Below are 25,290 nucleotides of genomic sequence, written 5' to 3'. Positions count from 1 at the left end.
ATTGTAAAAGAGCGTCGAAAGAAATTCCTCTTAAAACATACTCGTCTGCTTCCCTTTCCTCGGCACAAATAAACTATAGTCATATTCGGGCATTTGCCTATCGCCCATAAAGCGTTTGCAAGCCATTTTAAACATCTGGTGAATGGATTCGGCTACCTTGCCCTCGCCGCTCATCCTGCGGCCGTAATCGCTGTCATTTAGTTTACCATCATGCGTCGCGCGGATCATATTCAGTACCTTTTCGGCGCGGTCTGGAAAAGCTTTGTAAATCCAGTCGCTGAAAATCTCGGCTATGCTGCCGTTGAGCCTCACCATGGTAAAACCGGCGGCTAAAGCGCCTCTGTCGGCGGCGGCTTTAATGATATTAGGCACTTCATTACTGTTTAACCCGGGAATGATCGGCGCTGCCATTACCCGTACCGGGATGCCTTTTTCCGAAAGCTTTTGAACTACCGCCAAACGGCCTGTTGCTGTTACAGTGCGCGGCTCAAGTTTCTGCCTCAGTTGCTCATTAAGGGAGGTGATAGATATGTTTACATGTACCAGGTTCAGCCTGGCCATATCTGTAAGCAAATCGATATCCCGCAGTATCACGTTGTTTTTAGTGATGATACTAACCGGATTTTTATACTTCCAGAAAACCTCGAGCAGGGCCTGGGTAATACCGAGTTTACGTTCAACAGGCTGATAACAATCCGTATTGCCCGATAGCATGATGCAAACGGGCTTATAATTTTTTTTGTTGAAATATTGCTCAAGCAGCTGGGGGGCATTGGGTTTAATAATGATCTTGCGCTCAAAATCGAGCCCGGCACTAAAACCGTAGTATTCATGACTGTTACGGGCATAACAGTAAATGCAGCCATGCTCGCAACCCTGATAGGGGTTTATGGAGTACATATGGCTCAAATCAGGACTGTTGGATTCGCTTACTATTTTTTTTGGTGTTTCTTCAAAAAGCTGCGTGTTGGAATTTTCAAGCAAAGGCTCGTCAATACCCTCGATATGATCAAGTACATACTTGTTTTTCAGAAACTTATTGTGCGTATTTACCTGTGCACCCCGCCCCTTAAAAAAGTCCGGATTTTCCTCATGTGACATTGAACAAATTTGCTAAATTTATTAGCAAATTACAATTCAATCAGTTTATTTTTTATGCTATACAAAACCAGCCCTACGCGGCTTTTAATCTGGAGTTTTTCAAAAAGCTGGTCGCGGTAGCTATCAACGGTGCGCACGCTGATGTTCATGGCTTCGGCAATTTCTTTATAAGTAAGTTCGGTACCGGTAAGACGAAGGAATTCTATTTCGCGCGGATTAAGCTTAATGTTCTCTAACTTGCTGTTAAAGTTAGTGATCAGGTGGCGGGTTACAAATTCGGGATAGTAAAGCTCTCCCTGCGAAACCTTCAAAAGGGCCTCTTCAACTTCGTAAGGCTCCGAATCTTTGAGGAGATAGCCTTTAACACCCATTTTTACCATGATTAGCACCTTTTCGGCATCTTCGAACATGGATAAAATAATAATCCTGACACCGGGATGTTTGGCCCGCAGCACCTGTGCAGCTTCAACCCCATCCATAACCGGCATGCTGATATCCAGCAATACAATATCCGGAACAGTGCCATTGTTTATGGTATTTATCAGTTCCTGCCCGTTTGCGGCCTCAAATAGTATGTTGTATCTTTTAAAATTAGAGACAAGAGCAGCCATACCGCTCCTGAAGAGTTTATGATCATCAACTAAGGCTATTTGAATGGGTTCCTTTAGCATAAATTTGTTGTACCAGGGGATTGAACGACAATTTTATCTGGCAACCCTTACCAGGCGAGCTGGCAATAATTACGTCCGCGCCTACTAAAGCTGCCCTGTTTTCAATGTTTCGCAATCCCGAACCGCCCTTATTATCAACCTTTTCGGCATTGAAACCAGCACCATCATCTTCGATGAGCAAATTAAACATTTGTGCAGTATAATACAAACCGATTTTAAGGTTAGCTGCCTTAGCGTATTTCAGAGTATTATTTACCGCTTCCTGGAAGATCCGGAATATCACCAGTTCGCGCTGCTCTCCTAAACTATATACATCACCTTCAACCTCAAAAATAACATTGATGATACCACTGCGGGTTAAACGTTCGGTTTCGGTTTCGAGGGTTTTTATAAGTCCCTGCGAACTGATATGCTCAAAGCTCATGCTTTTTGAAAGGTGCCTCAAATCATTAATGGTTTGCGAAACCAGTTCGCGGTTCTCATTTACACGGGCTTTTTTTTCGTCATCAAGGCTATTGTTAAGCAGGCCCAGGTTCAATTTTACAAATGACAAAACCTGTGTGATATTATCATGAATTTCGCGGCTGATATCATTAAGTGTTTGCTCCTGAATCTCTATCTGCGTTTTAAGCATTTCCTGCTTAAATGACGCCTTTAGGTTTTCGCGCTCAAGCAGGTTTTTGTTCTGCTTTTTTTGGTACATGAGCATAAAGCTAACCATGAACACCCCTAACAGAAGCAATAAAGCAGTACCCGCTATTATTATGAGGATAAATTGTTCTTCCTGAAAAAGCATATAAAGGAAAATGAAAATAGGCCGTATAGCATTAATGAGTTAAGATCTAACAATGTCATTGCTATCAGATAAAAATGATAATTGTTTTTATACACCATGAAGCTGAAACAAGAGTAATAAAATGTCATTGCCAAATAATAGAAAAAAATCCCCGTTATCGCCAAAAACGGGGGTGTGATATTAATTCTATGTATTCGTCATTATCATCATTCAATAATCTATAGTAATAATCACAAACAAGCCAAAGGCCAAATATATTCTGCATAACTATCGCGATAGTTGCTCTATGCCAGAAACCCTGAATGAGAAATATATCAATAAGTGTTAACCCAACAATACCCCCCGCAGCTATATATACAAACTTTTTTCGTTTTGTCCGATCATCAAATGACATGATGAACATTGTATAACAAATAAACTCCAGTATGTCATTGAAGTTATTACACCAAGCATTGGTATGGTTAATAATAAGCAGTTGAAAAATAGCCGGATAATTATAAAATACCCCAAAAGCTAAGAAAGGCAAAAACCATTTAAAATTTTTGTCAAGCGACTTATATGTGAATATACAGCATATAAAAGCCACTACAAACATCACATAATAAAGGGAATCAAGCATGAACGCTAAAATAATATATAATAGCATTCATGCAGCTTACAAATTTATCAGGATTGACATGTTGGCGGGCAATCCTTGCTTGATTTTAAAGCAGCTAACCCACTTACCGCCAGGCTTGCCACATCATCACTCTGTATAGCATCTATATGCTGATCCACACCTTTCCCTGCCACTGTACCAACTATGGCAACCGATGTTTGATGCGGTGCATCTTTATGATCCGCATCATGCACTCCAAAATGTATCCTCACTCCAGTAGCTTCCGGCGGCAGATTATTAATAAACTCCTTCAGTTTGTCTATCGGGAGCCATGTCGATTCGGTATCATTAACCTCATGATGTTTGTCAATAACCGCTTTTCGGGTTTGCTTATAGCGGGCTACCATTTCCCTGGCTGTTTTTAAGTCAATAGGTTCCATATAATTTAGGGTGTCTTTAAATCAGGACTAATCTAACTAATTATAATAAAACAACCTATCCGTTATTTCACTGTATTACATCCCGTTTAAACACGGTAAAAGTAACTGTCAACTTACAACACAATACACTATATCATACGTTAAAAAGTCATGCGCAAGTTTTTACAAAAACTGTTAACTAAGCCGGTTGCCCGGTTGGCCGACAGGCTCTCATCACGACCGGATAAGAAGCGGGTTAACAGATCAATGAACCGGTTATACAAAAGCCTGCTAACCGGGTCGGGTAAAAAAGGCCTTATAATACCTTTCGATGCAGAAAAAGGTAAATTCATTATCTTTTCTGATCAACACAAGGGCGCCCGTGATGATATGGACATTTTCGCCCTCGCCGAGAAGAACTACCTTACAGCACTTGATTATTACTACAGCCAACAATTTTTCTACATCAATCTTGGCGACAGCGAGGAGCTTTGGGAAAACTTATTCATTACCATAAAAAAGCACAACAAAGCCACATTTGAAAGCGAAAAACGGTTCATACAACGTAAAGAATTCATGAAAATATTTGGCAATCATGATCTGTTTTGGGACAATGACCCTTTAGCGGCAGTTGGATTAAAGCAAATTTATGATGAAGTAATTAAGATCTATGAAGGAGCTGTACTACAAACAACAGTTAATGGTAAACCACTAAATATATTCATGACGCATGGCCACCAAGGCGATTTGCAAAGCGATGGCAACTGGTTCAGTAAATGGTTTGTATCCAACATATGGGCACCTTTCCAGGCATATCTGAAGGTAAATATCAATACGCCGGCAAATAATGACCTGCTCAAAACAGATCATAACCGTATTATGTACGAATGGAGCCAGAGGCAAAAAAGCACGCTGCTTATAACAGGACACACCCATCAACCGGTATTCAGGTCATTAACTCACCTCGAAAGACTGTATAATGACATTGTTAAAGCAAGAAAATCAGGTAATGATGAGCTGGCCGATGAGTTAAATAAACAGATTGTAAACAGGCAGATAAAAGGCGATGTTGTTCCTGATTTCAGCACCTGTAATCCAAGCTATTTCAACAGTGGCTGTTGCTGCTACGACGACGGCGATATAACAGGCATCGAAATATCGGGAGGCCAGATCCGGTTAATTAAATGGGAATACAATAACCTAAACCAAAGCGAAAGAATAATACTCGAGGAATGCAGTTTGGAAGAGCTGTTTTGAGAAGGAGGTGAAAGGATAAAGGGTCAGCGAAATCAAAAAAAATCAACGGTCACCCTTCCAGCATAAAAACAAAAAGCTCTTTAGGGCCGTGGGCGCCTAATACCAGTGTTTTCTCAATGTCAGCGGTACGGCTTGGGCCGGTTACCGTGCTGATCATGGATGGCAGTTGGTTGCCATATTTGGTTTTGATGAGTTTAAAACCATCTTTCAAGTCCATAACCATTTGCGAAGTATAAGCCAGTACAATATGCACCGATGGATAGATGCTTAACCTGCGGCCGGCCATATTACCGTTTGAAAGCAGGATGCTGCCGTTACGGGCAATCAAAGCCTCGCAAAGGGTAAAACCAACTTCGGCTTGTTCAAAGTCTTTATCGGTTTCGTAGTGCGGGTATTCAAACTGGTTCAGGATCTCCTGCAACTTAGGTTCCCAGCAGTAAATTTTGTGCCATTTACGTTCTTCGGCAAGGGTAAGCAGGTTTTCAATAAATTGCAGTTCATCCTCGCAAAAAACAAACTGGCCTGCTACGTTGGTAAACTGTTCGGCGAAGACCACCTCGGGCATTTCATCCGTTGCAGGATAAAGGGGCTGGTCTTCCAGCTGAGGGTATGGATTATCCCTTTTCTCCAAAAGTGCTTTTCTGATTTTTTTAAGCAGTTTTTCTTTTGATGTAGTGATATCCCTCATGGCTAAAAAAGAAAAGCCACCAGCTTTGCCGGTGGCTTTGTATTATAATTTAAAAATTAAAGTTTCGGATCTTCGCTGTCTATTCTTGAAAGTTCAGGATTAGTCAGCGAGTCTGGAATAGCATTGTTATCCACATCCGGATTTAACGCGGCTTCACCGTTTACAAACTTATCGTAAGTTGTACGTTCGTCAAACGGACGCTTACCCAAAATTTCTTCCAGATCACTTTGGAACAACACTTCTTTTTCCAGTAACTTCTGAGCTATTTTTTCGAGGCCATCACGTTTGGCATTCAGCAAGTCTTTGGTTTTTTGATAAACCACATCAACCAGCTTTCGTACTTCAGCGTCAATCATTTCTGCAGTAGTATCAGAATATGGCTTGTTAAACTGGTACTCGCCCTGCGGATCATAGAATGATACATTCCCAACACTATCGTTCATACCATAAATTTTGGTCATGGCATAAGCAAGTTTAGTGATACGCTCCAAATCGCTCAGTGCACCGGTAGAAATTTTACCGAAAACGATATCCTCGGCAACACGACCGCCCATAGATACACTCATTTCGTCAAGCAATTGCTCGGTAGTGTACAAAAACTGCTCTTTTGGCAGATATTGAGCATAACCTAACGCAGCGACACCACGAGGCACAATTGATACCTTAACCAAAGGATCGGCATGTTCAAGGAACCAGCCTGCAATAGCGTGACCAGCTTCGTGGTAAGCAACAATCCGTTTTTCTTCCGGAGAGATGATTTTGTTTTTCTTCTCTAAACCACCAATAACACGGTCGATAGCATCCTGAAAATCGGTCATATCAACCGCCTCTTTGTTTTTACGGGCAGCAATCAGCGCAGCTTCGTTACAAACGTTAGCAATTTCAGCGCCCGCGAAACCTGGGGTTTGTGCCGATAATTTCTTGGCATCAACACCATCAGATAATTTAATTGGTTTCAGGTGAACTTTGAAAATTTGCTCACGACCAATCAAATCTGGTTTATCGATAGATACCTGCCTGTCGAAACGTCCCGGACGCAATAATGCTGAATCCAGTACATCCGGGCGGTTGGTAGCAGCTAAGATAATAATGCCTGAATCGGTACCGAAACCATCCATTTCAACCAGTAATTGGTTCAGGGTGTTTTCGCGCTCATCATTACCACCTACAATATTGTTTTTACCACGGGCACGGCCGATAGCATCAATTTCATCAATAAATATAATACAAGGAGCTTTGTCTTTAGCCTGGCGGAACAGATCACGTACGCGTGATGCACCCACACCTACAAACATCTCCACGAAATCAGAACCTGACAGAGAGAAGAAAGGTACCTGCGCCTCGCCTGCAACGGCTTTGGCCAATAAGGTTTTACCGGTACCCGGCGAGCCTACCAACAGCGCGCCTTTAGGGATTTTACCACCCAAGTTAGTATATTTCTTAGGGTTTTTAAGGAAATCAACAATTTCCATTACTTCCTGTTTGGCTTCTTCCAAACCGGCAACATCATTAAACGTAACGGTTACCTGGGCTTCTTTATCAAACAGGGTAGCTTTTGATTTACCTATGTTAAAGATCTGGCCGCCCGGACCACCGCCCGAACCACCGCTCATCCTGCGCATGATAAAGATCCACACGCCGGCAAACAATATCACCATGATAACACCTTGTACCAGCCAGTTTGATAACAGGCTTTCATGCCCCTGTTCAAATTGTAAAGATACTTTTTGATCATCAGGCACATCTTTTTGAGCATCGGCAATAGACTTTTTCAGGCTTTCATATGAGGCATCTGTAAAAGTAAACTGCGGACCGCTGTTGGTACTGGTATTAAAAAAGTTTTTTTCTTTAGAGGTGTTATTAACAAAATATGGTTTTGACAAACTTTGCTGCTTAATATAAACATCGGCCATTACCAGGTCACCGCTTTTATAAGCTACAATTTTTTGAACATCATTTGTACGAAGCATGTTTGCCTCAAATTCCTGGAAAGTAACCGGTTTGCCCGATCCGCCGTTTAACAAGGCCGGAATCAGTAAAAAGGCCAAAATAACAATACCATATAGCCACATGATATTGAACTTGGGCGGTTTTGCTGAGGGCTTCTTGTTCACAATTTTACGGATAGGTCTTGGATTTTCTGATTTAGAATCTTTAATATCTTTCATTTCTTTTAACGAGCTCAAACTTACAATCTATAATTTAAATTTTACGCGGTAACAGTAAGACTATGCGTTGAGCCTTTTTGTGACGGATGTTTATGCACTTTTATAATATTTAATATCTGCATCGCCCCACAAATCTTCCACTCCATAAAACTCACGTTTATCGGTCCTGAACACATGGATCACAACATCCACATAATCAAGCAGTATCCACTCGCCATGCTCAATTCCCTCTTTGCGCCAGGGCTCGGCTTGGGTGGCTTTGAAAATTTCATCCTCAATGCTATTTGCTATAGCTTTTACCTGTGTCGACGAATCAGCATGACAGATCACGAAATAATCTGCTACTGAACTGAATATATTACGAAGGTCTAACCTAATAATATCGTTGCCTTTTTTTTCCTGGATACCATGTATTGCCAGCTCTGAAATATAGGCAGATTCACTTAACACTTTGTTTTTTACCATCAAAAAGAATTAGTTTTGAACGTTTTTGAGTATAAAATTATTACACTTTGCAAAATAACATATTTTCAGGATTATTTGTTGGTCAAAATTTAGTAACAATTAAACAAGTTGACTCAACAAATAGTTTTCTTAAAAATCTACTGTCAAATTCCAAGCCAGTACCCGAAGGTACGGTCATTATGGCAGAAGAGCAATACGCCGGCCGGGGCCAGCAACAAAATACCTGGCATAGCGAACCCGGAAAAAACCTTACATTCAGCCTTTTATTAAAACCCCGTTTTTTACCCGTTGATGCCCAGTTTGATTTAAACCGTGCGGTAAGTTTAGGGGTGTATGACGCCCTGCATCTATTATTAGGTGATGAGCTAAAAATAAAATGGCCTAATGACATTTACTATGCCGACAGGAAACTGGGTGGCATGCTCATCGAAAATACTATACAGGGCGGGCAGCTCAAAGACTCGGTTATTGGCATTGGTTTAAATATAAACCAGGAAAATTTTCCACCCGGCGCCTCAAATGCCACCTCTGTAAAACAAATCTTACAAAAGGATTATGATTTAACACTGTTATTATCGGAAATTTGCAAAAAGCTTGAGGTATACTATCTCAAACTGAAAGCCGGGCAAATTGATTTTGTAAGGAATACCTACTTAAGCCGACTATACTGGTTAAACGAGATTAAAAGTTTTGAGTCAAACGGCAGGGTATTCAATGGCATTGTAAAAAATGTACTGCCAAGCGGCTTATTGCTTATTGAAGATACTAACGGGCAACAAATGGAGTTTAACCTCAAAGAATTGAAATTTTTTAATAAATAATAACCGTAACAAACAAATGAAGAAACTATTGGTATTGGTAACCGCGCTTATCATCAGCGTTGGCGCTTACGCTCAGATCGAATCGCCGGTGAGGTGGTCATACGCGGCAAAAAAGGTAAATGACAAAGAAGCTGTTGTATTTTTAAAAGCAACCATACAAAACGGCTGGCACATTTATTCACAAACCGTAAAAGACGGCGGCCCAATAAAAACTTCATTTGATTTTACCCCATCAAAATTATATGCTGCCGTTGGCAAAACTACTGAGCCTACCCCGGTAACCAAGTATGAAAAATCATTCAGCATGAATGTTAGCTACTTTGAAAAAGAAGTTGTTTTTAGCCAAAAAATCAGTTTAAAATCACCCAAAGCAACAGCAGTTACAGGCAAACTAACCTACATGACCTGTAACGATATGAAATGCCTGCCGCCAGAAGATGTTGATTTCACTATCCCTTTAGGTAAATAATTCAACACACCTTAACAGTAGTCATGAAATTATTAAATAAAGGTGCTTACTTGCGCGCCGGGCTTATCACATTAATTACCCTGATTGTCCTTAATATAGCCGGTGCAAACCCGGCTTATGCTGTGCAAAAAAAAGCGACCGATACTTCTGTGTCAGCTGCCGATGTTACATTTACAGATATTCCTACCGCAGCAGATAGCATAGCTATCAGGAAAAAGCAAGCCGATTCGGTAAAAAAGGCAGAAGCGGCAAAGGCATCAAAAGCGCCTGCTGCCGCTTCAAAAACAGCAGAAAAACCAAAATCACTTTGGCAAATTTTTATTGAAGGGTTACTTGGCGGTTTCACTGCAGTAATTTTGCCTTGTATTTATCCTTTACTGCCTTTAACGGTAAGCTTTTTTACCAAGAAAAGCGGCAGCAAGAGCAAAGCTGTCATGCAATCGCTTATCTACGGGGTATCAATCATTGTAATTTACGTTACGTTAGGCTTGCTGATCTCAATCATTTTTGGCTCGGATGCACTTAACGAACTGGCAACGAACGGTATATTTAATATTTTCTTCTTTTTGCTGCTCATTGTATTTGGTATTTCCTTTTTGGGCGCATTTGAAATTACACTACCAAGTTCGCTGGCTAATAAGCTGGATGCAAATTCGGATAAAGGCGGTCTTGCAGGTATCTTCTTTATGGCTTCAACATTGGTTGTTGTTTCGTTTTCCTGTACAGGCCCTATTATAGGAACATTGCTGGTTGATGCAGCCTCAAAAGGTGATCGCCTTGGCCCGGCAATGGGTATGTTCGGCTTTTCTCTGGCTTTAGCACTGCCTTTTACCATATTCGCTTTATTCCCTTCAGCACTGAAAACCCTGCCTAAATCAGGCGGATGGCTTAACAGCGTTAAAGTTGTATTGGGTTTCCTTGAACTGGCATTTGCTTTGAAGTTTTTATCAAATGTGGATCTAGCTTATCACTGGAACTGGTTTGACCGGGAAATATTTTTATCGCTTTGGATAGCCATTGGCTTACTGATCGGGCTTTACCTGATTGGCAAGATCAAATTTTCGCATGACAGCGATGTTAAATATCTAAGTATCCCGCGTACATTCCTGGCTATAATTACTTTCGCGTTTGTTATTTACATGATACCGGGATTGTGGGGTGCGCCATTAAAATCAATAAGCGCGTTTTTACCTCCGGAGGCTACCCAGGATTTTAACCTGTCAGCTATTCCTGATGGTTCTGGTTCGTCGTCGGCAGCAGCTCCATCGGCTGCTATACCTGCAAGTATTGGCGAACGTAAATATGCCTCCAACTATACCCGTATCAAAACCAAAGGGCTGGATGCATGGTATGATTATGACCAGGCTTTACAGGTATCAAAGGCCCTGCATAAACCGATACTCATTGACTTTACTGGCTTTAACTGTGTTAACTGCCGTAAAATGGAAGCCAACGTATGGTCAGATCCACAGGTGTTTAGCCGCATTAAAAATGATTTTGTGCTGCTGCAGCTGGTAGTTGATGACAAAGCAGAATTGCCTGCGGCGGAACACTTTGTATCAGATTACAGCGGTAAAAAGATCACAACACTTGGCGGTAAATGGAGCAACCTGGAGGCGCAGCGCTTCAACTCCAATTCGCAACCGTTATATGTCATGCTTGATAGTGACGGCAACCTGCTAAAAGATGCGTCGGGGGCCGAAATCCCTACCTCACCTGCAAATTATGACATAGCCAGCTACCTTAAATTTTTGGATAGCGGCGTAGCGGCTTACAAAAAATAGGGATCGGGTTTAAAAAATAAGTGTAAATTCGCGCAAAATTCAAATTTTGTGCTTTATTGGTTAGGCGCGGCGTTTGAATAACGAACAATATTTACAACCCTAATTAGTTATGAATAGGTTAGCCTGTTTATAACCAAAACAAAAAAATGACTCAGATCAAAAATATCGGCGTTTTTACTTCGGGTGGTGATGCCCCCGGAATGAACGCTGCCATAAGGGCGGTTGTACGTGCCGCCATGTATTACGGAATTGAAGTCACTGGGATCCGCCGTGGTTACGACGGCATGGGCAAAGGTGATTTTTTTACCATGAACCGTAAATCCGTTTCAAACATTATCCAGCGTGGTGGTACAATCCTTAAAACTGCAAGATGTGATGAGTTCAGAACACCCGAAGGTCGTAAGGCAGCATATGAGCACCTGGTAAAAAATAAAGTTGACGCATTGGTAGCCATTGGCGGCGATGGTACTTTTACCGGCGCTAAAGTTTTTGGCAGCGAGTATGATATTCCGGTGGTTGGTTTACCAGGTACAATTGACAATGACCTTGTAGGCACCGATTTTACCATTGGTTACGATACCGCCATTAATACTGTTGTTGACGCCGTTGACAAGATCAGGGATACTGCAGAATCGCACGACCGTTTATTTATTGTTGAAGTAATGGGCCGCGACTCGGGCCTTATCGCTTTACGTACAGGTATTGCTACCGGTGCCGAGGCTATCCTGATCCCCGAAAGCAAAACCGGGCTCGAAGGTTTGTTAAACCGTCTTGAATTTGGCCGTAAAGATAAAACATCGCGTATAGTAATTGTTGCCGAGGGTGAAGATGCGGGCGGCGCGTTTGAAGTGGGCAGGTTAGTGCAGGAAAAGTTCCCTACTTATGATACCCGGATCTCTATTTTAGGTCACATACAACGCGGCGGAGCACCAAGCTGTATGGACAGGGTATTGGCAAGCCGTGTCGGCGCTGCCGCAGTTGAAGCTTTGAGAGACGGGCACCGCAACGAAATGATAGGCCTCATCAATGGTGAAATTGCTTATACCCCATTTGAGCATGCTATTAAACACCACCAGGGCATCGATCCAAACATGATCAAACTGGTTGAAATGCTTTCTATGTAATTTAAGCTAAAACGATAAATAAAAACAGCCCCGCCTTAATCAAGCCGGGGCTGTTTTATTTGGCAATGGTGCTGTCAACAACAAGCCTTATCGCTGTATCAATTTCGGCACTCACGGTAAACAGGTGCGCTATGATCTCCTTGTTTTCGGGGTTAAAGAAATCTTCATGGTCCATTAAGCTTATAAGCCCCAGCATGCTTGCCACCGGCCGGCGCAGCTCGTGCGAGCTTAAAGAAGCAACATTTCTTAAACGATCGTTCTGGCTCACGAGTTCTTTCTGTATTTTGAGCCTTTCGGTAATATCATGACCAAAACAACCTGCACCTATTATATCGCCTGCAGCGGTATAAATAGGATTAAAATTAACTTCATAATACAAACGCTGCCCATTTACCGGATCGATGCTTTCACTGATAATATCATACCGTTCTCCGCTTAAAGCACGGTTATAATAAACAGTCCAATCGTTAATTAATTGCTTGCCAAAGCCCTTATGTTTATAGGAGTATTCACCTTTAAAAGGTTTTTGGCCTGTTAAATGAGTCACTTGGTCAACATAGGCCTGGTTCATGTACAAATAACGCAACTCCTTATCAACCGACCAGATATGGTCACGGGTATTATTGATCAATGCTTCAAGGCTGTCTTTCATATGCAAAGCCTCTTCCCGCATTTGCATTTGAGATGTAATGTCCCTGCCTATACCCTGTATTTCAACTACCACTCCGTTATCGTCGGCGATGGATACAAACTCCCATTCGGTATCATGCAGGTTCCCATTTTTAGCAGGCTTTTTGTGAGCGAGCCTGACGATCTTGCCGGGATTATTAATACATTCCACAAAAGCCTCCTGGCACAGCTGCGCATCTTCCGGAATGGTTGTTTTGGAAAAGTGATGACCTATTATGTCAGCCTCATCATAACCGAAGGTTTTAAAAAACCTGCGGTTAGCAAAGCTAAATCTGCCATTGGTATCTATCCTCACCAGGAAATTGGTTTGCGAATCAATAAGCGAATTGAGAAACTGCTCGCTCAGCCCGGGTTTGATAAAAGGGATCGGGGTACGTACACCTTCCAGGGCAGAGGTAATGTTACTTAATATGATTTTATGACCGGTGAGCCCATCAGTAGCAAGTGTCCGTTTTTCGGTTAGCTGCTTTTGGCCGGCCTCCAGGTGATAAGTTATTTGGATCGACTCGTTCATAGCAAGCCCTTCAGTAAGTTGCTTTACACCGGCAAACGTTTCGGGCTTTACCAATCCAATCAAAAAATCAACATTTTGACGAAGGTGATCAGCGCCTACTTCAAAAAGGCTGTAAAAGCTTTCACTTACAAACAGGTATTTCTGTTCATCGATATCAAAAACAATTGTACAATTTCCGGTTGCAGCCGGGTTTGGGTTAAACATATAAAAAAGCTGTGAATACTTAAAGATATGGCTATTTACATGATAAACAAACAACTACAATAATTTCGCTGCAACTTCCTTCCAGGTATTTACCCGCTCATAGTCGGTAAGCAGCATGTTATGCGTTGAGGTATACAGGATCTTCCGGCCATTAAACGTGGCGAAGTTTTTGATCCGGTCATCTATCATGATATCCACGTCCAAAATCTTGTGCCCGCAAAAAATAATGTTTGTCCACGAAATAAATGGAAAATGTTCTTCCAGCCATTCCTGTTTATCCTCCAGCGAGTATTTGAACTCCATGGCGGCCGAGGCTATGTATACATCGTATTTTTCGTGCAGGGCTTTCACTACTTCCTGTGCATCCGGCATTACCGGGATATCCCTGAAAAAACCCCGTTCATTAATATAAACCCTTAGGGTTTCGCTTAAATGCGGCGGCAGGATCTCCCTAAACTCCTTACCCTCCATATTGCCCAGGCTTATTTCTTCACCATGCCTTTCTTTATACATACTGATGAATTTGCCAATGGTATCGGCAATAACTTCATCCATATCAATAGCTACCCGTATTTTTCTGTTGATGCTCATGGCGGGTAAGTTCCGATTTTTTTAAATTATTGCAATGTTAAGTTTAAAAAACAGCTAAATAAACCGAATCAAGTCCTGCAAAAACAACCATTCACCAGTCAACCCAATCAGCCATTCACTTCAACCATAAATAATTAATTATCAACCATTTTTAATTATGATAAAAATTAATACCTTTGCATCCCCGCAGAAAGAACTCCGGGGATAATGTTGAATACATAAAAATTTACAATGGCAACTAAGATCAGACTACAAAGACACGGTAAAAAAGGCAAACCTTTTTATTATATCGTAGTAGCAGACTCACGCGCTCCACGTGATGGACGCTTCATTGAGCGTTTAGGTTCATACAACCCAAACACCAACCCCGCAACTATTGACATTAATTTCGACAAAACTTTAGATTGGGTTAACAACGGTGCCCAGCCTACCGATACTTGTCGTGCTATCCTTTCATACAAAGGTGTGCTGTACAAAAAACACTTACAAGGCGGTGTTAAAAAAGGAGCTTTAACCGAAGAGCAGGTAGAAACCAAATTTGCTGAATGGCTTGACCAGAAAGAAGGCAAAATCACTGGTAAAAAAACCAGCCTTAACGTTGCTAAAGACGAAGCCCGCAAAGCCGCTTTAGCTGCTGAAGCTAAAAAGAGCGAAGAAAAAGCTGCTGCTATTGCTGCTAAAAACGCTCCTGTTGCCGAAGAAGAAGCTCCTGCAGAAGATGCAGCACCAGAAGCTGAAGCTGAAAGCGCAGAATAATTTTGAAGAGAGCGTACAGACGCAGGAAAAGTAATTTATCTTGAATCTATACGTTTGATTTCTTAAATCCGGATAATGGCGAGGCAAACAGCTTCGCCATTATTGTTTAATTATATTTTAAATGAAAACCGAAGAGCATTTCAGGATAGGCAGCGTACTAAAAACCAAAGGCTTAAAAGGCGAGCTGCAGATTTATGTTGATTTTGATGGCATTGAAAACATTAAGTTCGATGCGGTATTTATTGATATCGCGGGCAAAATGATCCCTTATTTCGTATCATCAATAAAGTACCTGCAAAAAAACAACGCCTACTTAAACCTGGAAGATGTTGATACCATTGAAAAAGCATCAACCCTGGTAAAGCGGGATATCTACCTGCCCGCTAAGCTAAAGCCAAAAAAGAAAAAGAGCGAGTTTACCCTGAATGACGTGGAAGGCTTTATCGCTATAGATGAAACCCACGGTGAACTGGGCGAAATATTATCGGTGCAGGAATATCCGCAGCAATTGATAGCTACAGTTCAATACAAAAATAAAGAAGTACTTTTTCCCCTTAACTTAGAGATCATTAAAGGTATTGATGTTGAAGGCGGTGAGATTTACATTGACCTGCCCGAAGGGTTGCTGGATATTTATTTGGAAGGCTAAGTTTGAGATTCAAGACTTTTAGATTAAAGAAATAAGATCCCCCCATGCCCGTGTCCTCACGGGCATTTTTTATTTGGCTTGATATCAAAAAATATTTTGTCAAATATATTAAGACGCTTCAATACCTTTACTAATATGAAATATGGTGATTATACATTCATTTATTACAAATTACCTACATTTATCAAATCCTAAATAATGTAGTTATCATAATGAAATTTCTTTTGTTAATTGATGAAAGTGGAAACTATGATTTAAATGTTCACAGTCACGACGACAATTATCTTGCTATTTGCGGAGTGTTGACCTCATCTAATTCTTACAGAAAAATAGACAATGATTTAAAAGATTTTAAAAAGGATTTTGTAGGAAATAAAGACCTCGTTCTACATTCAAGGGATATTCGTAATAAATCGGGCGATTTTTCTTTTCTGCAAGACGACTTTACAAACAAGAAGTTTCTAACCCGCTTAAGCAATATAATTGAGAAAACGCAATATCGAATAATCTGCCCCGTAATAGACAAGGGAGAATTAAGAAATAGTAGGCGGGATGACCTTGGCAATGTATATCATTTAGCAGTTACTTTTTTACTTGAGAGGGTAAGATACGTATTGCAAGAATTTAGAAACATCGAAAAACAATTGACAATAGTTATTGAAAGCAGAAACCCCAAAGAAGATAAACGTCTAAAAAAACATATAGAAGGAACGATTAGCTATGGAACAATGTTTGTCAATGCAAAAGATTTCGACGATTTAAATATTAAAATCTTTTTCAACACAAAAAAAGACAATATAAATGGCTTGCAATTTGCCGATTTATTTGCATACCCTATATTAAGGCATGTAATTTATCCACAACAAGAAAATTTTGCTTACAACCTTTTATTAGAAAAGATTCACAAAAAACATGGAAAAGTAGACGGTGCAGGAATCAAAATTTTTCCTAAATAATAAAGGGGCTAACCAAAGCCCCAGTCGGATGCGAAATGCCCTCCAATAGAAAGTTTATCTTTCAAAACCCACATAAATATACGCTGATTTCACTGAAATGTTTATATGATTTGTAAATAGTTATTAACTTTTCAACAACGCAGGCTTTTTTTCTCTATTTATAAAAAGCTCACCATAAAAATCACTGCAATTATACTTGACTTTTTGTAAAGTTTATTTTACTTTTGGAAAACCAAACTTTACAATCATGAAATCACGTTTTCTATTCCCACACTGGTTCAGGTATCTGGGGCTTGCGCTGTTCCTGATCCATATTCCCATCGTAATGTTTAAAAAAGAAATGGGCTTTAGCATGAATGAAGAGACCGTGAGCGACGACCTGTTTAACAGCCATCATATCTTTTTCATGACTACCACACTGCTCATGTCCATAGGTTTATTCTTTATCGCTTTCGCAAAAGAACGCATTGAAGACGAACAGATCTTTAAACTCCGGCTCGACTCATTGCAATGGGCCATTTATGTAAATTATATACTTTTGGTTGTGAGTTTAATATTAAGTAAAGACACCGAACATATTTTGTTTTTAAATTTATTGGTACCGCTTGTGTTTTTCATTGTGCGTTTCAGGTGGAAAATTTTTCAGAACAACCGTCTCATCAATAAGGAAGAGGGGCAGGCATGAAAAATAACATCAGGGTTGAGCGGGCCATCAAAAACATAACCCAGGCCGAACTTGCAGAGCTTATCGGGGTGTCGCGGCAAACCATCAACACTATTGAGAGCAACCGGTATGTGCCATCCACCGTGCTGGCTTTAAAAATAGCCCGCGTATTTGGCAAACCTGTTGAGGATATTTTTTCGTTAGACGAAGAGGATTAATTAAACCAATATAACCATGGCAACAAAACCAAGCTTCGCACCGCAGTTAGCCATTCCGCATGGTGTAACCGATATCAGTTTTTACATTAAAGCTTTGGGCGCGGTAGAACTCAGGCGTTTTAGTAATGATGATGGCAGCATCCACGTATCGGAGCTTTCGATAGATGGCACCATTTTTCATTTACATGAGGAAACCGAACGAACGGCTGTACTTTGCCCCGATACCACAAAGGCTACCACTGTAACCATCGGTGTTTTTGTTGATGATGTGCATGCTGTGATGGAAGCTGCGAGGCAGGCAGGCGCAACAATAGCTTCGGAAGTAACAGACTGGGACTATGGTTACCGCCAGGGTGACTTTATTGACCCTTTCGGGCACCGCTGGATGATTGAGAAGGTGATATAGTTGATATAGAAGCAAGCAACAAGAATCAAGAGACAAGATAAAAAGCACCATTATGGCAAAGCAACCCACCTACGGCAACGGCAAAATATGTTATATCGAGATTCCAGCTACTGATATCAGCATATCCTCAAAGTTTTTTGAAACTGTTTTCGGCTGGCACATCCGTACGGATAATCACGGCTCCGCCTCGTTTGATGACGGCGTAGGAGAAGTAAGCGGCATGTGGGTAACCGGTCGCGAACCGATGGGCAAAGCAGGGTTACTGATCTCCATTATGGTTGATGATGCAGAAGCAACACTTAAACTGATAGAGGCCAATCGGGGTATCATTGTTCAACCCATTGGTAAGGATTTCCCGGAAATTACCGCACATTTTACTGACCCGGCGGGTAATTTATGGGGAATTTATCAGCATAGAGGATAGCCTAAAGAAGCAAGATTGCAAGACTCAGAATCAAGACAATTTCGGAGAGAGGACATTTTTCAGTAATCTTGCATCCTGATTCTTTTATCCTGAGTCTGAAGAAAATATGCGTTTCGATATCATCTCTGTATTGCCCGGTTTGCTTGAAAGCCCTTTTGCACATTCTATTTTGCAGCGTGCGCAGAAAAAGGGGATTTCTGAAATTGTTGTTCATAACCTGAGGGATTATGCCACCAATAAGCAAAAAAGCGTGGATGATTATCCTTACGGTGGCGGCAGCGGTATGGTGATGACCATTCCACCTTTTGCGGCATGTATTGAAAAACTAAAATCAGAGCGTGATTATGACGAGATCATCTTCATGTCGCCCGATGGCGAAACCCTCAATCAGGCTATCGCTAACCAGCTTTCCATCAAAAAAAACATTATTATCCTTTGCGGCCATTATAAAGGTATTGATCAACGCATCCGCGACATTTATGTAACCCGCGAGATCTCTATAGGCGATTACGTACTTTCGGGCGGGGAACTGCCTGCCGCCGTATTGGTTGATGCCGTGGTAAGACTTATCCCCGGTGTATTGAGCGACGAAACATCCGCACTGTCTGATTCATTCCAGGACGACCTGCTGGATGCCCCTGTTTATACCCGTCCGGCCGACTGGAACGGGCACAAGGTCCCCGAAATACTTTTAGGAGGCAACACACCCGAAATAGAAAAATGGCGCCACGAGCAGGCATTAGAGCGTACAAAAGCACGACGGCCGGATTTGTTGGATAAAGATTAAACAACCGTTTCTTTAAACTTAAGGCTCATTTTTGGAAGTTTATCAATAGTACAGGCTATCCAAAAAAGCAGTATCGGCACCACAACATCCAATTGCCTCACGTAAGCACTTGCAAAGCCGCTAAGCAAAAAGTAAACCGTAAAAAGCAGCATTGTTAGTTTAACCGGATAGATGATCTGCTTTCGGTTAATTACACTTATGACTAAACATATAATGGAAGCCCACAAAAGCAAGGATCCTGTAATAATGTTGCTTATTGTTTGAGTAACCTGGTAGGTATATGAATAAGGAAAATCAAAAAGCATTCGCGCGATGTTGTAGAAGTAATTTTTTACAAATTTTTTAGGTGCGGATTTAATATTCCTGATTGCCGCTTTTTTAAAAAGTTCATCCTGCTCAACACCTTGATGCGCCATGATAAAAGATATCTCTTTGGCATGATTTGCTTGCAGCAGCGAATCGCCTTCGGTTGATTTAAACGGCATCGGGAGTATTGAGTTAGACAGATAGGGAACCTTCCAGTCGCCATATTCAAAATCATAGGGCGAACTCATCCAGTACAAACTCATCCCTCCGGAATTTCCCCAGTAAAAAATCTTTCCGGTAAGGTGTTGGGTATAGGAAAGATAGGGCACTGTGGTAAGCAAGGCTATAGCGAAGATATATACCGCATTAATACAAGATGTTCTTATCACCTTTATGATACTTAACAGCAAACAGATAATCAAACAAAGCAATATTACATAACCGAAAATGATTTTGGTTAAGGCCAGGAAACCAATCAAAAAACCTGAAAGTACAAGGTATACTGTTTTATGTTTCACATAATACAAGGTGATGCTGTATACAATACTTACTATTAAAAATGAAGTAAAAACCTCGGTATAAATTGCGGGTAAAAACTGGTAAAGATTAATATAAAATGCCCATATAACAGCAAATAGCATCGCCAGTTTTTCCCTAACCACATAACGCAGGGCCTGATTAAAAAACACTACCGACAGGTAAAAGAAAAGCGCGTTTAATAAGGGATACCAAATCATTGGCAAATGCAACGCGGCGCAAGGCATGAGTACAACAGGATAACCCGGACCACTCCATAAATTAATATCAGGCGCGGGGGGCGAATAAAAACCATGAATTAAGTTAGATGCAAAACCTACGTACCTGGGCTCATCGCCATACAACACAGGATATTTAAATTTCAATACACGATAAACGTAATAAACAAGGAACGGTGAAAACAGGAAATAGGGGTTTTGCTTTACATTAAAACGCATATGGTATGGCATATATCAATGATACCAATTTATAGCCTATCTCCGGATATAATTATTCAAAATTCAACGCTTTGTTAAAACATAGCGGTATATTAACAATGCTCTTTTCCTTAAATTAGATTGCAACCAAATAATGCTTATTGCATTATAGTGGCGTTGCAGCTATGAACCCTAACCACACCGAAGCCCAGCTTATTGAACAATGCCGAACCAGCCCGGCTGCTTTCGGGCAGGTGTTCGATCGTTGGTATAAACCGGTATTCGGCTACATTATGCGTCGCTGTGGAGATTACGACCTGGCAAGGGACATCGCAGCCGAAACTTTCCTAAAAGCTTTTTTGAAGATAGGTTCATTTAAATGGAGGGGGATAGGCCTGTCGTCATGGCTTTACCGCATTGCCACCAATGAGCTTAATCAGTATTACCGCAGCAGTAAATACAAACCGGAATCGTTACAGCAACTGCTGGAAAACCCGCAGATGGAAAAGCTGCTGCATGACCATGCCGGCAACGAGCGCGAGATGATGGAGCAGGAACTGAAAGCTTACAATGATTACAACCAGATCCGCCAAAACCTGCTTAAGCTTGATATTAAATACCAGGAAGTTATTTCCTTAAGATATTTTGAACAGAAAACAAATACCGAGATCAGCGAGATCCTGGATAAAAATGAAGGCACCGTAAAATCATTGCTTTCGCGCGGGCTGGAGAAATTAAGAAACATGCTTTAAGCACTGCAACCAAAACCAATTAATGCATTATAAGGGTAATTAACATGAAAGATCAGGACGAATTTTTAAAGCAAATGGAAAATTTAAAAGTACCCGATGTAAACCCATCCCAACACCAGGACATGGTGAAAATGGCCATCATGAACGCCGGGCGTTCGGCAGCCCTGGGATTATGGCTGGTGATAGTGCCCTGCTACTTTTTGCTGTGCGTATTCATGTATTATCACTTCCACATTAATGCAAACTGGTTTAGTGCTATGTTCAGTGTGATGGTACAGCTGGAAAAGGTGCCCTATATCGATTATGTCGGCCCGCTGGTATTGTTCATACTTCCTGTTGTATGCATTGTTATCAACCTGCTTTCTATTATTCATGTACAGGTTCGGCCAATAGATCCCGACAGGCGCAAAGTAAAAGAGCTCAATATCAGTATCAGGTTAAAACTGTGGAACATTGTATTGATCCTCATCAGCCTTGCCATTGTGTTCGCGTTCATCAATTTCGCCATGACAGAAAACATATCCATCAAAAATTAACCATCATGAAATTAAACTGGTTTACCCGCAAAGGGATCATCTACCTGCCTGTATCCATTATTGGCTGGATCATACTGATCATTGCACTTGCTTATACTGTTTTTACGTTTATTGATATCGATAAACGCTCGCATTCGGTGAGTGATACGCTCATTAATTTTGTCTTCAACCTGCTTTTAATCGGGCTGGTGTATACGTTAATCGCCTACTTTACTGAGAAGAAGCCGGCGCCGGATCTCATAAAAAATAAATGATGGCTTTAAGAAATGGCCGAAGGTTCAGAGTGCCTCAACAATCTCAAGACTTTTACGCTGAATACAAGAAATACAATCGGATAAACGATTATTAACCCAGCGGAAGAAAGCGTTCTGAAAGAACTAACAACATGACTAACAATAAAAATCGTATTAATAATTATTGAGCAAACCCATCCAGCCGGATTGAGTGCATGGTATGTATTAGTCATTTGCCGATAGTAAATATACTGCGTTGCGATACCAAGTAGCATCAAACTTAGGACTATCCAATCATAAGTATTTCCAAAATGGTTTCGTTCCAATTGGTCAAAGGTGATTAAAACAATTCCACATGCGATAATTGTGGGTATAAGATTAATAAAGAATAGCCACCTGGCAATATTAGTGGCTCTTGCAGTATTTGAATCAATTGAATTGTACATGCTTGGCTTGGTTAGCATCGGCAATTTAATAAAACCGATGTTTAATTTTGCACCAAACACCCTCTTGTCATTGACAGGAACCACAACCTACTGTTAATAAAAAAACTAAATGTGGAAATTTTTAAATTTGGCTTTCTTTTATTGAAAATAATCCCTATACTTGCAATCCGATTTTTACGGGCTAAAAATCGCATTAAGAGCTTAAAATCATGGATTTAGTAAAATTTGTTGAAGAGCAATCAGTAGAAAAAAAGCAGCTTCCATCCTTCAAAGCTGGTGATACTGTAAGTGTTCACTATAAAATCAGAGAAGGAAATAAAGAACGCGTTCAGGTTTACCAAGGTGTTGTTATTCAGCGTAACAGCGTTGGTGTAAGCGAAACTTTTACTGTGCGTAAAGTATCAAATGGCATTGGCGTTGAGCGTATCTTCCCTGTTAACTCTCCAAACATCGACAAAATCGAAGTTAACAGCGTTGGTAAAGTTCGTCGTTCTAAACTGTACTACCTGCGTGCCCTTACTGGTAAAGCAGCTCGTATCAAATCAAAACGCGTTTAATTTATCCAACCGCTTAGCGGTATATAAAAAATTAAAAGGCCTTTCTGAAGTAATTTCGGTAAGGCCTTTTGCTATGTGATGGTTTTTGAAAAACCGTCCTCTTAATCTATTGATTTTCAAATACGAAGGCAAAGGCAAGCTATCAAAGTAAACTACCGCGGGTTTGTAACCCGTGGTGAACCATGGCTTAAGCTTTCAGCTTAAGATGCCACTGAAGCTGAAAGCTTCAATCATGCCGAATCATGGGTTACGCTTTCCCTAAACCCGCGACAGTGTTTTTAATTCCAATAAATAAAATTGCCATTTCGAGTGAGCAGGGAAGGATTCGCAACGGGGCGAAAAAGGAACCTAATACACCTTGCTAAGCCACTGTAAACGTTAAAGCATGGTGTAGAAGATTTCTCCTCACACCATTACTTTACCCTCCGCCTGTTCGTCGAAATGACAACAGGTTTTGCTTGTGTAGATTTCATAGCACAAGCAGCTATCCGGGCACAAAAAAAGCAGATGGATAACCCAACTGCTTTTTTAATATAAAATTCTAATTATTCGCTATCCGCTTCCTTTGCCGCATCACCACTATCAACTTTTTTAGCTTTTGATGCTGTTTTTTTCTTAACAGGTTTCTCTGCGGCGCTTTCTTCCACTGCCGGATTTTCAGCTGCCTCAGGATAATCAACTACCAATGACGGAGCAGGAGTAATGCTGTTCATAGTAGGTGTTTCCTCTACCAAAACAGCTGGTTCAACAGGTGCTGCAGGCGGCTCGGGAACAACAATGGCATCAGGTTTCGCAGCTTCTTTTAAAGGCTCAGCGTCAACCAGCTCGGCTAAAATGGTACGACCGCCTTTTACTACATCGCCAATATTTACCAGGATCTTAGTGCCCAGCGGCAGGAAAACATCCACTCTCGAGCCAAACTTAATAAAACCGAACTGTTGGCCCTGCTCAACAATATCCCCTTGTTTAACATACCAAACTATGCGGCGGGCCAGTGCACCGGCTATCTGCCTGAACAATACAGTTACCCCTTTGCTGTTTTCAATAGCTATTGTAGTACGCTCATTCTCGGTTGATGATTTAGGATGCCAGGCCACCAGGTATTTACCTTTATGATATTTAAAATAACTTACCACACCTGCAATAGGGTTACGGTTCACGTGCACATTAACCGGCGACATGAAAACCGATAATTGAATACGTTTATCTTTTAAAAATTCGGTTTCTTCAGTTTCTTCAATCACTACAACCTTGCCATCGGCAGGGCAAAGGATAGTATTTTCGGCGGTTTCAATATCAAAGAATGGACTGCGGAAAAACTGCAGGATGATCAAAAATAAAGCACCCGAAAAAATGTAAACTATCCATTTTAGGGTATGCGCGGTGGGCATATAAAACTGGATGAGCGCATTTAAAACAAAAATGAACAGGATAGTAATAGCGAGTGAGGTATAGCCTTCTTTATGTATGGTCATTATTTATTGTGTTTAATACAAAACTACTAATTTGAAATTAAGTACAGGTATGCATATACAATTGGCGCGGCCATCAGCAGGCCGTCAAACCTATCAAGAAGGCCGCCATGGCCTGGTAATATGCCCCCCGAATCTTTTACGTTGAGGCTGCGCTTGAACATGGATTCAACCAGATCACCCATGGTGCCAAAGTTTGAGATGATAAGCGACATAATGATCCAGTCGAAACAATTGTATTCTGTATAAAAACGGCTCAAAATATATGCCGCCAAAGCGCAGATCAGTATGCCCCGATAAAGCCTTCCCATGATTTTTTAGGCGAGTGCCTTTCGAATAACTTGTTACGGCCAAATTTGCTGCCCACCAGGTAAGCCCCGGTATCATTGCTCCACAGCATAATTAAAAAGCCAAGCGGCATGTGAAAGTTAAAAACACCATCGCCACGGGTAAAAGCCATCGCATGAAAAAACATGAACGGCACAACAGCCATCAGCAAACCCAAATAAGTGAAGCCAATATTAGTGAATGGCGCGGTAGATTTTTTATATAACTCGCCTATCGGAATAAAGCTAAGCAGTATGGGTAGCAGTATAATGTATTTATATGCCGGGAAATAGCAGTTAGCCGCAAAAAAGAAGAACATGATTACGCCGGCAAGTGCCCCGGTAAAAAGCTCGGGCTGCATACCGCCCTGTTTAACCAGTTTGTAAAATTCCAAAAGGCAAAACAGACTCAATAACAGGTAAAAAACACTAAATACATATGGGCCTAATAAATTAGACCCAATCATTACGATAATAAAAAATAAGCCA

General features: G+C 41.0%; 28 protein-coding genes and 2 pseudogenes. 17 read left to right on the top strand and 13 right to left on the bottom strand.

Features of this window, described 5'->3' with window-relative positions; genetic code table 11:
• Window positions 1-30: 30 nt before the first annotated feature.
• The 5 genes from DIU38_RS28750 to DIU38_RS28730 form a co-directional block, all read right to left on the bottom strand.
• Window positions 31-1,101 carry a PA0069 family radical SAM protein gene (locus DIU38_RS28750; protein WP_112653345.1) on the bottom strand — a complete coding sequence of 357 codons (1,071 nt, stop codon included), beginning with the start codon at window positions 1,099-1,101 and terminating at the stop codon, window positions 31-33.
• A gap of 29 nt (window positions 1,102-1,130) precedes the next feature.
• Window positions 1,131-1,772, bottom strand: a complete 642-nt coding sequence (locus DIU38_RS28745) for a response regulator transcription factor (RefSeq protein ID WP_112653346.1) — start codon at window positions 1,770-1,772, stop codon at window positions 1,131-1,133.
• Complete coding sequence (locus DIU38_RS28740; RefSeq protein ID WP_112653347.1) at window positions 1,738-2,568, bottom strand: sensor histidine kinase; 831 nt, start codon at window positions 2,566-2,568, stop codon at window positions 1,738-1,740. Before DIU38_RS28740 ends, DIU38_RS28745 begins: the two co-directional genes overlap by 35 nt.
• A gap of 154 nt (window positions 2,569-2,722) precedes the next feature.
• Complete coding sequence (locus tag DIU38_RS28735; RefSeq protein ID WP_149354196.1) at window positions 2,723-3,187, bottom strand: hypothetical protein; 465 nt, start codon at window positions 3,185-3,187, stop codon at window positions 2,723-2,725.
• A 47-nt stretch (window positions 3,188-3,234) separates the two neighbouring features.
• Window positions 3,235-3,606 (bottom strand): hypothetical protein, encoded by a 372-nt coding sequence (locus tag DIU38_RS28730; RefSeq protein WP_112653349.1) that lies wholly within the window; start codon window positions 3,604-3,606, stop codon window positions 3,235-3,237.
• A 150-nt stretch (window positions 3,607-3,756) separates the two neighbouring features.
• On the opposite strand from DIU38_RS28730, the gene DIU38_RS28725 reads away from it, so the two are divergent.
• Complete coding sequence (locus DIU38_RS28725) at window positions 3,757-4,842, top strand: metallophosphoesterase (RefSeq protein WP_112653350.1); 1,086 nt, start codon at window positions 3,757-3,759, stop codon at window positions 4,840-4,842.
• A gap of 49 nt (window positions 4,843-4,891) precedes the next feature.
• Here DIU38_RS28725 and DIU38_RS28720 read toward each other — a convergent pair whose 3' ends face one another.
• From DIU38_RS28720 to rsfS, 3 genes are all read right to left on the bottom strand, one after another.
• Window positions 4,892-5,530, bottom strand: a complete 639-nt coding sequence (locus tag DIU38_RS28720) for a LutC/YkgG family protein (protein ID WP_091167171.1) — start codon at window positions 5,528-5,530, stop codon at window positions 4,892-4,894.
• Between the two features lie 56 nt (window positions 5,531-5,586).
• Entirely contained in the window at window positions 5,587-7,698 is a 2,112-nt protein-coding gene (ftsH, locus tag DIU38_RS28715; protein ID WP_112653351.1) for an ATP-dependent zinc metalloprotease FtsH, read from the bottom strand.
• A 90-nt stretch (window positions 7,699-7,788) separates the two neighbouring features.
• Window positions 7,789-8,163: a ribosome silencing factor gene (gene rsfS / locus DIU38_RS28710; protein WP_091167167.1), complete on the bottom strand. Its 375-nt coding sequence runs from the start codon at window positions 8,161-8,163 to the stop codon at window positions 7,789-7,791.
• 47 nt (window positions 8,164-8,210) lie between these two features.
• Between rsfS and DIU38_RS28705 the strand changes: the two genes are divergently transcribed.
• The 4 genes from DIU38_RS28705 to pfkA all read left to right on the top strand — a co-directional run bounded on the left by DIU38_RS28705 (window position 8,211) and on the right by pfkA (window position 12,361).
• Window positions 8,211-8,984 (top strand): biotin--[acetyl-CoA-carboxylase] ligase, encoded by a 774-nt coding sequence (locus DIU38_RS28705; RefSeq protein ID WP_112653352.1) that lies wholly within the window; start codon window positions 8,211-8,213, stop codon window positions 8,982-8,984.
• A gap of 16 nt (window positions 8,985-9,000) precedes the next feature.
• Window positions 9,001-9,453, top strand: a complete 453-nt coding sequence (locus DIU38_RS28700) for a protein-disulfide reductase DsbD domain-containing protein (protein WP_091167161.1) — start codon at window positions 9,001-9,003, stop codon at window positions 9,451-9,453.
• Window positions 9,454-9,476: 23 nt separating this feature from the next.
• Window positions 9,477-11,237, top strand: a complete 1,761-nt coding sequence (locus tag DIU38_RS28695; RefSeq protein ID WP_112653353.1) for a protein-disulfide reductase DsbD family protein — start codon at window positions 9,477-9,479, stop codon at window positions 11,235-11,237.
• A gap of 146 nt (window positions 11,238-11,383) precedes the next feature.
• On the top strand, window positions 11,384-12,361 hold the full coding sequence (gene pfkA / locus DIU38_RS28690) for a 6-phosphofructokinase (RefSeq protein WP_112653354.1): 978 nt from the start codon (window positions 11,384-11,386) through the stop codon (window positions 12,359-12,361).
• Between the two features lie 55 nt (window positions 12,362-12,416).
• Here the strand turns inward: pfkA and DIU38_RS28685 are convergent, their stop codons facing one another.
• Entirely contained in the window at window positions 12,417-13,769 is a 1,353-nt protein-coding gene (locus DIU38_RS28685; RefSeq protein WP_112683105.1) for a PAS domain S-box protein, read from the bottom strand.
• 54 nt (window positions 13,770-13,823) lie between these two features.
• The gene (locus tag DIU38_RS28680) at window positions 13,824-14,360 is read right to left on the bottom strand and encodes a 5' nucleotidase, NT5C type (protein ID WP_112653356.1); all 537 of its coding nucleotides are present in this window, start codon (window positions 14,358-14,360) and stop codon (window positions 13,824-13,826) included.
• Window positions 14,361-14,591: 231 nt separating this feature from the next.
• Here DIU38_RS28680 and DIU38_RS28675 point away from each other — a divergent pair, with 231 nt between their 5' ends.
• The 8 genes from DIU38_RS28675 (at window position 14,592) to trmD (ending at window position 19,220) form a co-directional block, all read left to right on the top strand.
• Window positions 14,592-15,116 (top strand): 30S ribosomal protein S16, encoded by a 525-nt coding sequence (locus tag DIU38_RS28675; RefSeq protein ID WP_112653357.1) that lies wholly within the window; start codon window positions 14,592-14,594, stop codon window positions 15,114-15,116.
• A gap of 121 nt (window positions 15,117-15,237) precedes the next feature.
• Window positions 15,238-15,765, top strand: a complete 528-nt coding sequence (gene rimM, locus DIU38_RS28670; protein WP_112653358.1) for a ribosome maturation factor RimM — start codon at window positions 15,238-15,240, stop codon at window positions 15,763-15,765.
• A 212-nt stretch (window positions 15,766-15,977) separates the two neighbouring features.
• Window positions 15,978-16,721 (top strand): DUF3800 domain-containing protein, encoded by a 744-nt coding sequence (locus DIU38_RS28665; protein WP_112653359.1) that lies wholly within the window; start codon window positions 15,978-15,980, stop codon window positions 16,719-16,721.
• 247 nt (window positions 16,722-16,968) lie between these two features.
• The gene (locus DIU38_RS28660) at window positions 16,969-17,406 is read left to right on the top strand and encodes a hypothetical protein (RefSeq protein WP_112653360.1); all 438 of its coding nucleotides are present in this window, start codon (window positions 16,969-16,971) and stop codon (window positions 17,404-17,406) included.
• Entirely contained in the window at window positions 17,403-17,603 is a 201-nt protein-coding gene (locus DIU38_RS28655) for a helix-turn-helix transcriptional regulator (protein WP_090532259.1), read from the top strand. Before DIU38_RS28660 ends, DIU38_RS28655 begins: the two co-directional genes overlap by 4 nt.
• Before the next feature lie 16 nt (window positions 17,604-17,619).
• Window positions 17,620-18,009: a VOC family protein gene (locus tag DIU38_RS28650; protein WP_091167134.1), complete on the top strand. Its 390-nt coding sequence runs from the start codon at window positions 17,620-17,622 to the stop codon at window positions 18,007-18,009.
• Window positions 18,010-18,061: 52 nt separating this feature from the next.
• The gene (locus DIU38_RS28645) at window positions 18,062-18,433 is read left to right on the top strand and encodes a VOC family protein (RefSeq protein WP_112653361.1); all 372 of its coding nucleotides are present in this window, start codon (window positions 18,062-18,064) and stop codon (window positions 18,431-18,433) included.
• Between the two features lie 106 nt (window positions 18,434-18,539).
• Window positions 18,540-19,220 carry a tRNA (guanosine(37)-N1)-methyltransferase TrmD gene (gene trmD, locus DIU38_RS28640; protein ID WP_091167128.1) on the top strand — a complete coding sequence of 227 codons (681 nt, stop codon included), beginning with the start codon at window positions 18,540-18,542 and terminating at the stop codon, window positions 19,218-19,220.
• Here trmD and DIU38_RS28635 read toward each other — a convergent pair.
• On the bottom strand, window positions 19,217-20,512 hold the full coding sequence (locus DIU38_RS28635; RefSeq protein ID WP_112653362.1) for a hypothetical protein: 1,296 nt from the start codon (window positions 20,510-20,512) through the stop codon (window positions 19,217-19,219). The genes trmD and DIU38_RS28635 overlap by 4 nt on opposite strands.
• Window positions 20,513-20,664: 152 nt before the next feature.
• Between DIU38_RS28635 and DIU38_RS28630 the strand changes: the two genes are divergently transcribed.
• The 4 genes from DIU38_RS28630 (at window position 20,665) to rplS (ending at window position 23,003) form a co-directional block, all read left to right on the top strand.
• Window positions 20,665-21,231 (top strand): RNA polymerase sigma factor, encoded by a 567-nt coding sequence (locus DIU38_RS28630; protein ID WP_112653363.1) that lies wholly within the window; start codon window positions 20,665-20,667, stop codon window positions 21,229-21,231.
• A 44-nt stretch (window positions 21,232-21,275) separates the two neighbouring features.
• Window positions 21,276-21,767, top strand: coding sequence for a hypothetical protein (locus DIU38_RS28625; RefSeq protein WP_112653364.1), 492 nt, complete (start codon window positions 21,276-21,278; stop codon window positions 21,765-21,767).
• 5 nt (window positions 21,768-21,772) lie between these two features.
• Complete coding sequence (locus tag DIU38_RS28620; protein ID WP_112653365.1) at window positions 21,773-22,021, top strand: hypothetical protein; 249 nt, start codon at window positions 21,773-21,775, stop codon at window positions 22,019-22,021.
• A gap of 634 nt (window positions 22,022-22,655) precedes the next feature.
• The gene (rplS, locus tag DIU38_RS28615) at window positions 22,656-23,003 is read left to right on the top strand and encodes a 50S ribosomal protein L19 (RefSeq protein WP_090532282.1); all 348 of its coding nucleotides are present in this window, start codon (window positions 22,656-22,658) and stop codon (window positions 23,001-23,003) included.
• Window positions 23,004-23,824: 821 nt separating this feature from the next.
• On the opposite strand, the pseudogene DIU38_RS28610 reads toward rplS, so the two are convergent.
• Window positions 23,825-24,478, bottom strand: a pseudogene (locus DIU38_RS28610) (phosphatidylserine decarboxylase family protein); the annotation flags it as partial.
• Window positions 24,479-24,504: 26 nt separating this feature from the next.
• Window positions 24,505-25,268: pseudogene (locus DIU38_RS28605) on the bottom strand (phosphatidate cytidylyltransferase).
• Window positions 25,269-25,290: the final 22 nt, after the last annotated feature.

Source organism: Mucilaginibacter metallidurans (genome assembly GCF_003286435.2).
Taxonomy (GTDB): Bacteria; Bacteroidota; Bacteroidia; order Sphingobacteriales; family Sphingobacteriaceae; genus Mucilaginibacter; species Mucilaginibacter gossypii.
The sequence above is the reverse complement of the archived record's forward strand: the minus strand, read 5'-3'. Positions and strand labels throughout refer to the sequence as shown.

Bases quoted from the DNA above. Each gene is read 5' to 3' on its own strand.
- DIU38_RS28675 (WP_112653357.1), top strand. From the start codon at position 14,592: ATGGCAACTAAGATCAGACTACAAAGACACGGTAAAAAAGGCAAACCT.
- rsfS (WP_091167167.1), bottom strand. From the start codon at position 8,163: ATGGTAAAAAACAAAGTGTTAAGTGAATCTGCCTATATTTCAGAGCTG.
- DIU38_RS28745 (WP_112653346.1), bottom strand. From the start codon at position 1,772: ATGCTAAAGGAACCCATTCAAATAGCCTTAGTTGATGATCATAAACTC.
- pfkA (WP_112653354.1), top strand. From the start codon at position 11,384: ATGACTCAGATCAAAAATATCGGCGTTTTTACTTCGGGTGGTGATGCC.
- DIU38_RS28735 (WP_149354196.1), bottom strand. From the start codon at position 3,187: ATGCTTGATTCCCTTTATTATGTGATGTTTGTAGTGGCTTTTATATGC.
- DIU38_RS28625 (WP_112653364.1), top strand. From the start codon at position 21,276: ATGAAAGATCAGGACGAATTTTTAAAGCAAATGGAAAATTTAAAAGTA.
- DIU38_RS28685 (WP_112683105.1), bottom strand. From the start codon at position 13,769: ATGTTTAACCCAAACCCGGCTGCAACCGGAAATTGTACAATTGTTTTT.
- rplS (WP_090532282.1), top strand. From the start codon at position 22,656: ATGGATTTAGTAAAATTTGTTGAAGAGCAATCAGTAGAAAAAAAGCAG.
- DIU38_RS28660 (WP_112653360.1), top strand. From the start codon at position 16,969: ATGAAATCACGTTTTCTATTCCCACACTGGTTCAGGTATCTGGGGCTT.
- DIU38_RS28740 (WP_112653347.1), bottom strand. From the start codon at position 2,568: ATGCTTTTTCAGGAAGAACAATTTATCCTCATAATAATAGCGGGTACT.
- DIU38_RS28750 (WP_112653345.1), bottom strand. From the start codon at position 1,101: ATGTCACATGAGGAAAATCCGGACTTTTTTAAGGGGCGGGGTGCACAG.
- DIU38_RS28630 (WP_112653363.1), top strand. From the start codon at position 20,665: ATGAACCCTAACCACACCGAAGCCCAGCTTATTGAACAATGCCGAACC.
- DIU38_RS28645 (WP_112653361.1), top strand. From the start codon at position 18,062: ATGGCAAAGCAACCCACCTACGGCAACGGCAAAATATGTTATATCGAG.
- DIU38_RS28655 (WP_090532259.1), top strand. From the start codon at position 17,403: ATGAAAAATAACATCAGGGTTGAGCGGGCCATCAAAAACATAACCCAG.
- DIU38_RS28620 (WP_112653365.1), top strand. From the start codon at position 21,773: ATGAAATTAAACTGGTTTACCCGCAAAGGGATCATCTACCTGCCTGTA.
- DIU38_RS28650 (WP_091167134.1), top strand. From the start codon at position 17,620: ATGGCAACAAAACCAAGCTTCGCACCGCAGTTAGCCATTCCGCATGGT.
- DIU38_RS28635 (WP_112653362.1), bottom strand. From the start codon at position 20,512: ATGCCATACCATATGCGTTTTAATGTAAAGCAAAACCCCTATTTCCTG.
- ftsH (WP_112653351.1), bottom strand. From the start codon at position 7,698: ATGAAAGATATTAAAGATTCTAAATCAGAAAATCCAAGACCTATCCGT.
- rimM (WP_112653358.1), top strand. From the start codon at position 15,238: ATGAAAACCGAAGAGCATTTCAGGATAGGCAGCGTACTAAAAACCAAA.
- trmD (WP_091167128.1), top strand. From the start codon at position 18,540: ATGCGTTTCGATATCATCTCTGTATTGCCCGGTTTGCTTGAAAGCCCT.
- DIU38_RS28700 (WP_091167161.1), top strand. From the start codon at position 9,001: ATGAAGAAACTATTGGTATTGGTAACCGCGCTTATCATCAGCGTTGGC.
- DIU38_RS28680 (WP_112653356.1), bottom strand. From the start codon at position 14,360: ATGAGCATCAACAGAAAAATACGGGTAGCTATTGATATGGATGAAGTT.
- DIU38_RS28695 (WP_112653353.1), top strand. From the start codon at position 9,477: ATGAAATTATTAAATAAAGGTGCTTACTTGCGCGCCGGGCTTATCACA.
- DIU38_RS28720 (WP_091167171.1), bottom strand. From the start codon at position 5,530: ATGAGGGATATCACTACATCAAAAGAAAAACTGCTTAAAAAAATCAGA.
- DIU38_RS28665 (WP_112653359.1), top strand. From the start codon at position 15,978: ATGAAATTTCTTTTGTTAATTGATGAAAGTGGAAACTATGATTTAAAT.
- DIU38_RS28725 (WP_112653350.1), top strand. From the start codon at position 3,757: ATGCGCAAGTTTTTACAAAAACTGTTAACTAAGCCGGTTGCCCGGTTG.
- DIU38_RS28730 (WP_112653349.1), bottom strand. From the start codon at position 3,606: ATGGAACCTATTGACTTAAAAACAGCCAGGGAAATGGTAGCCCGCTAT.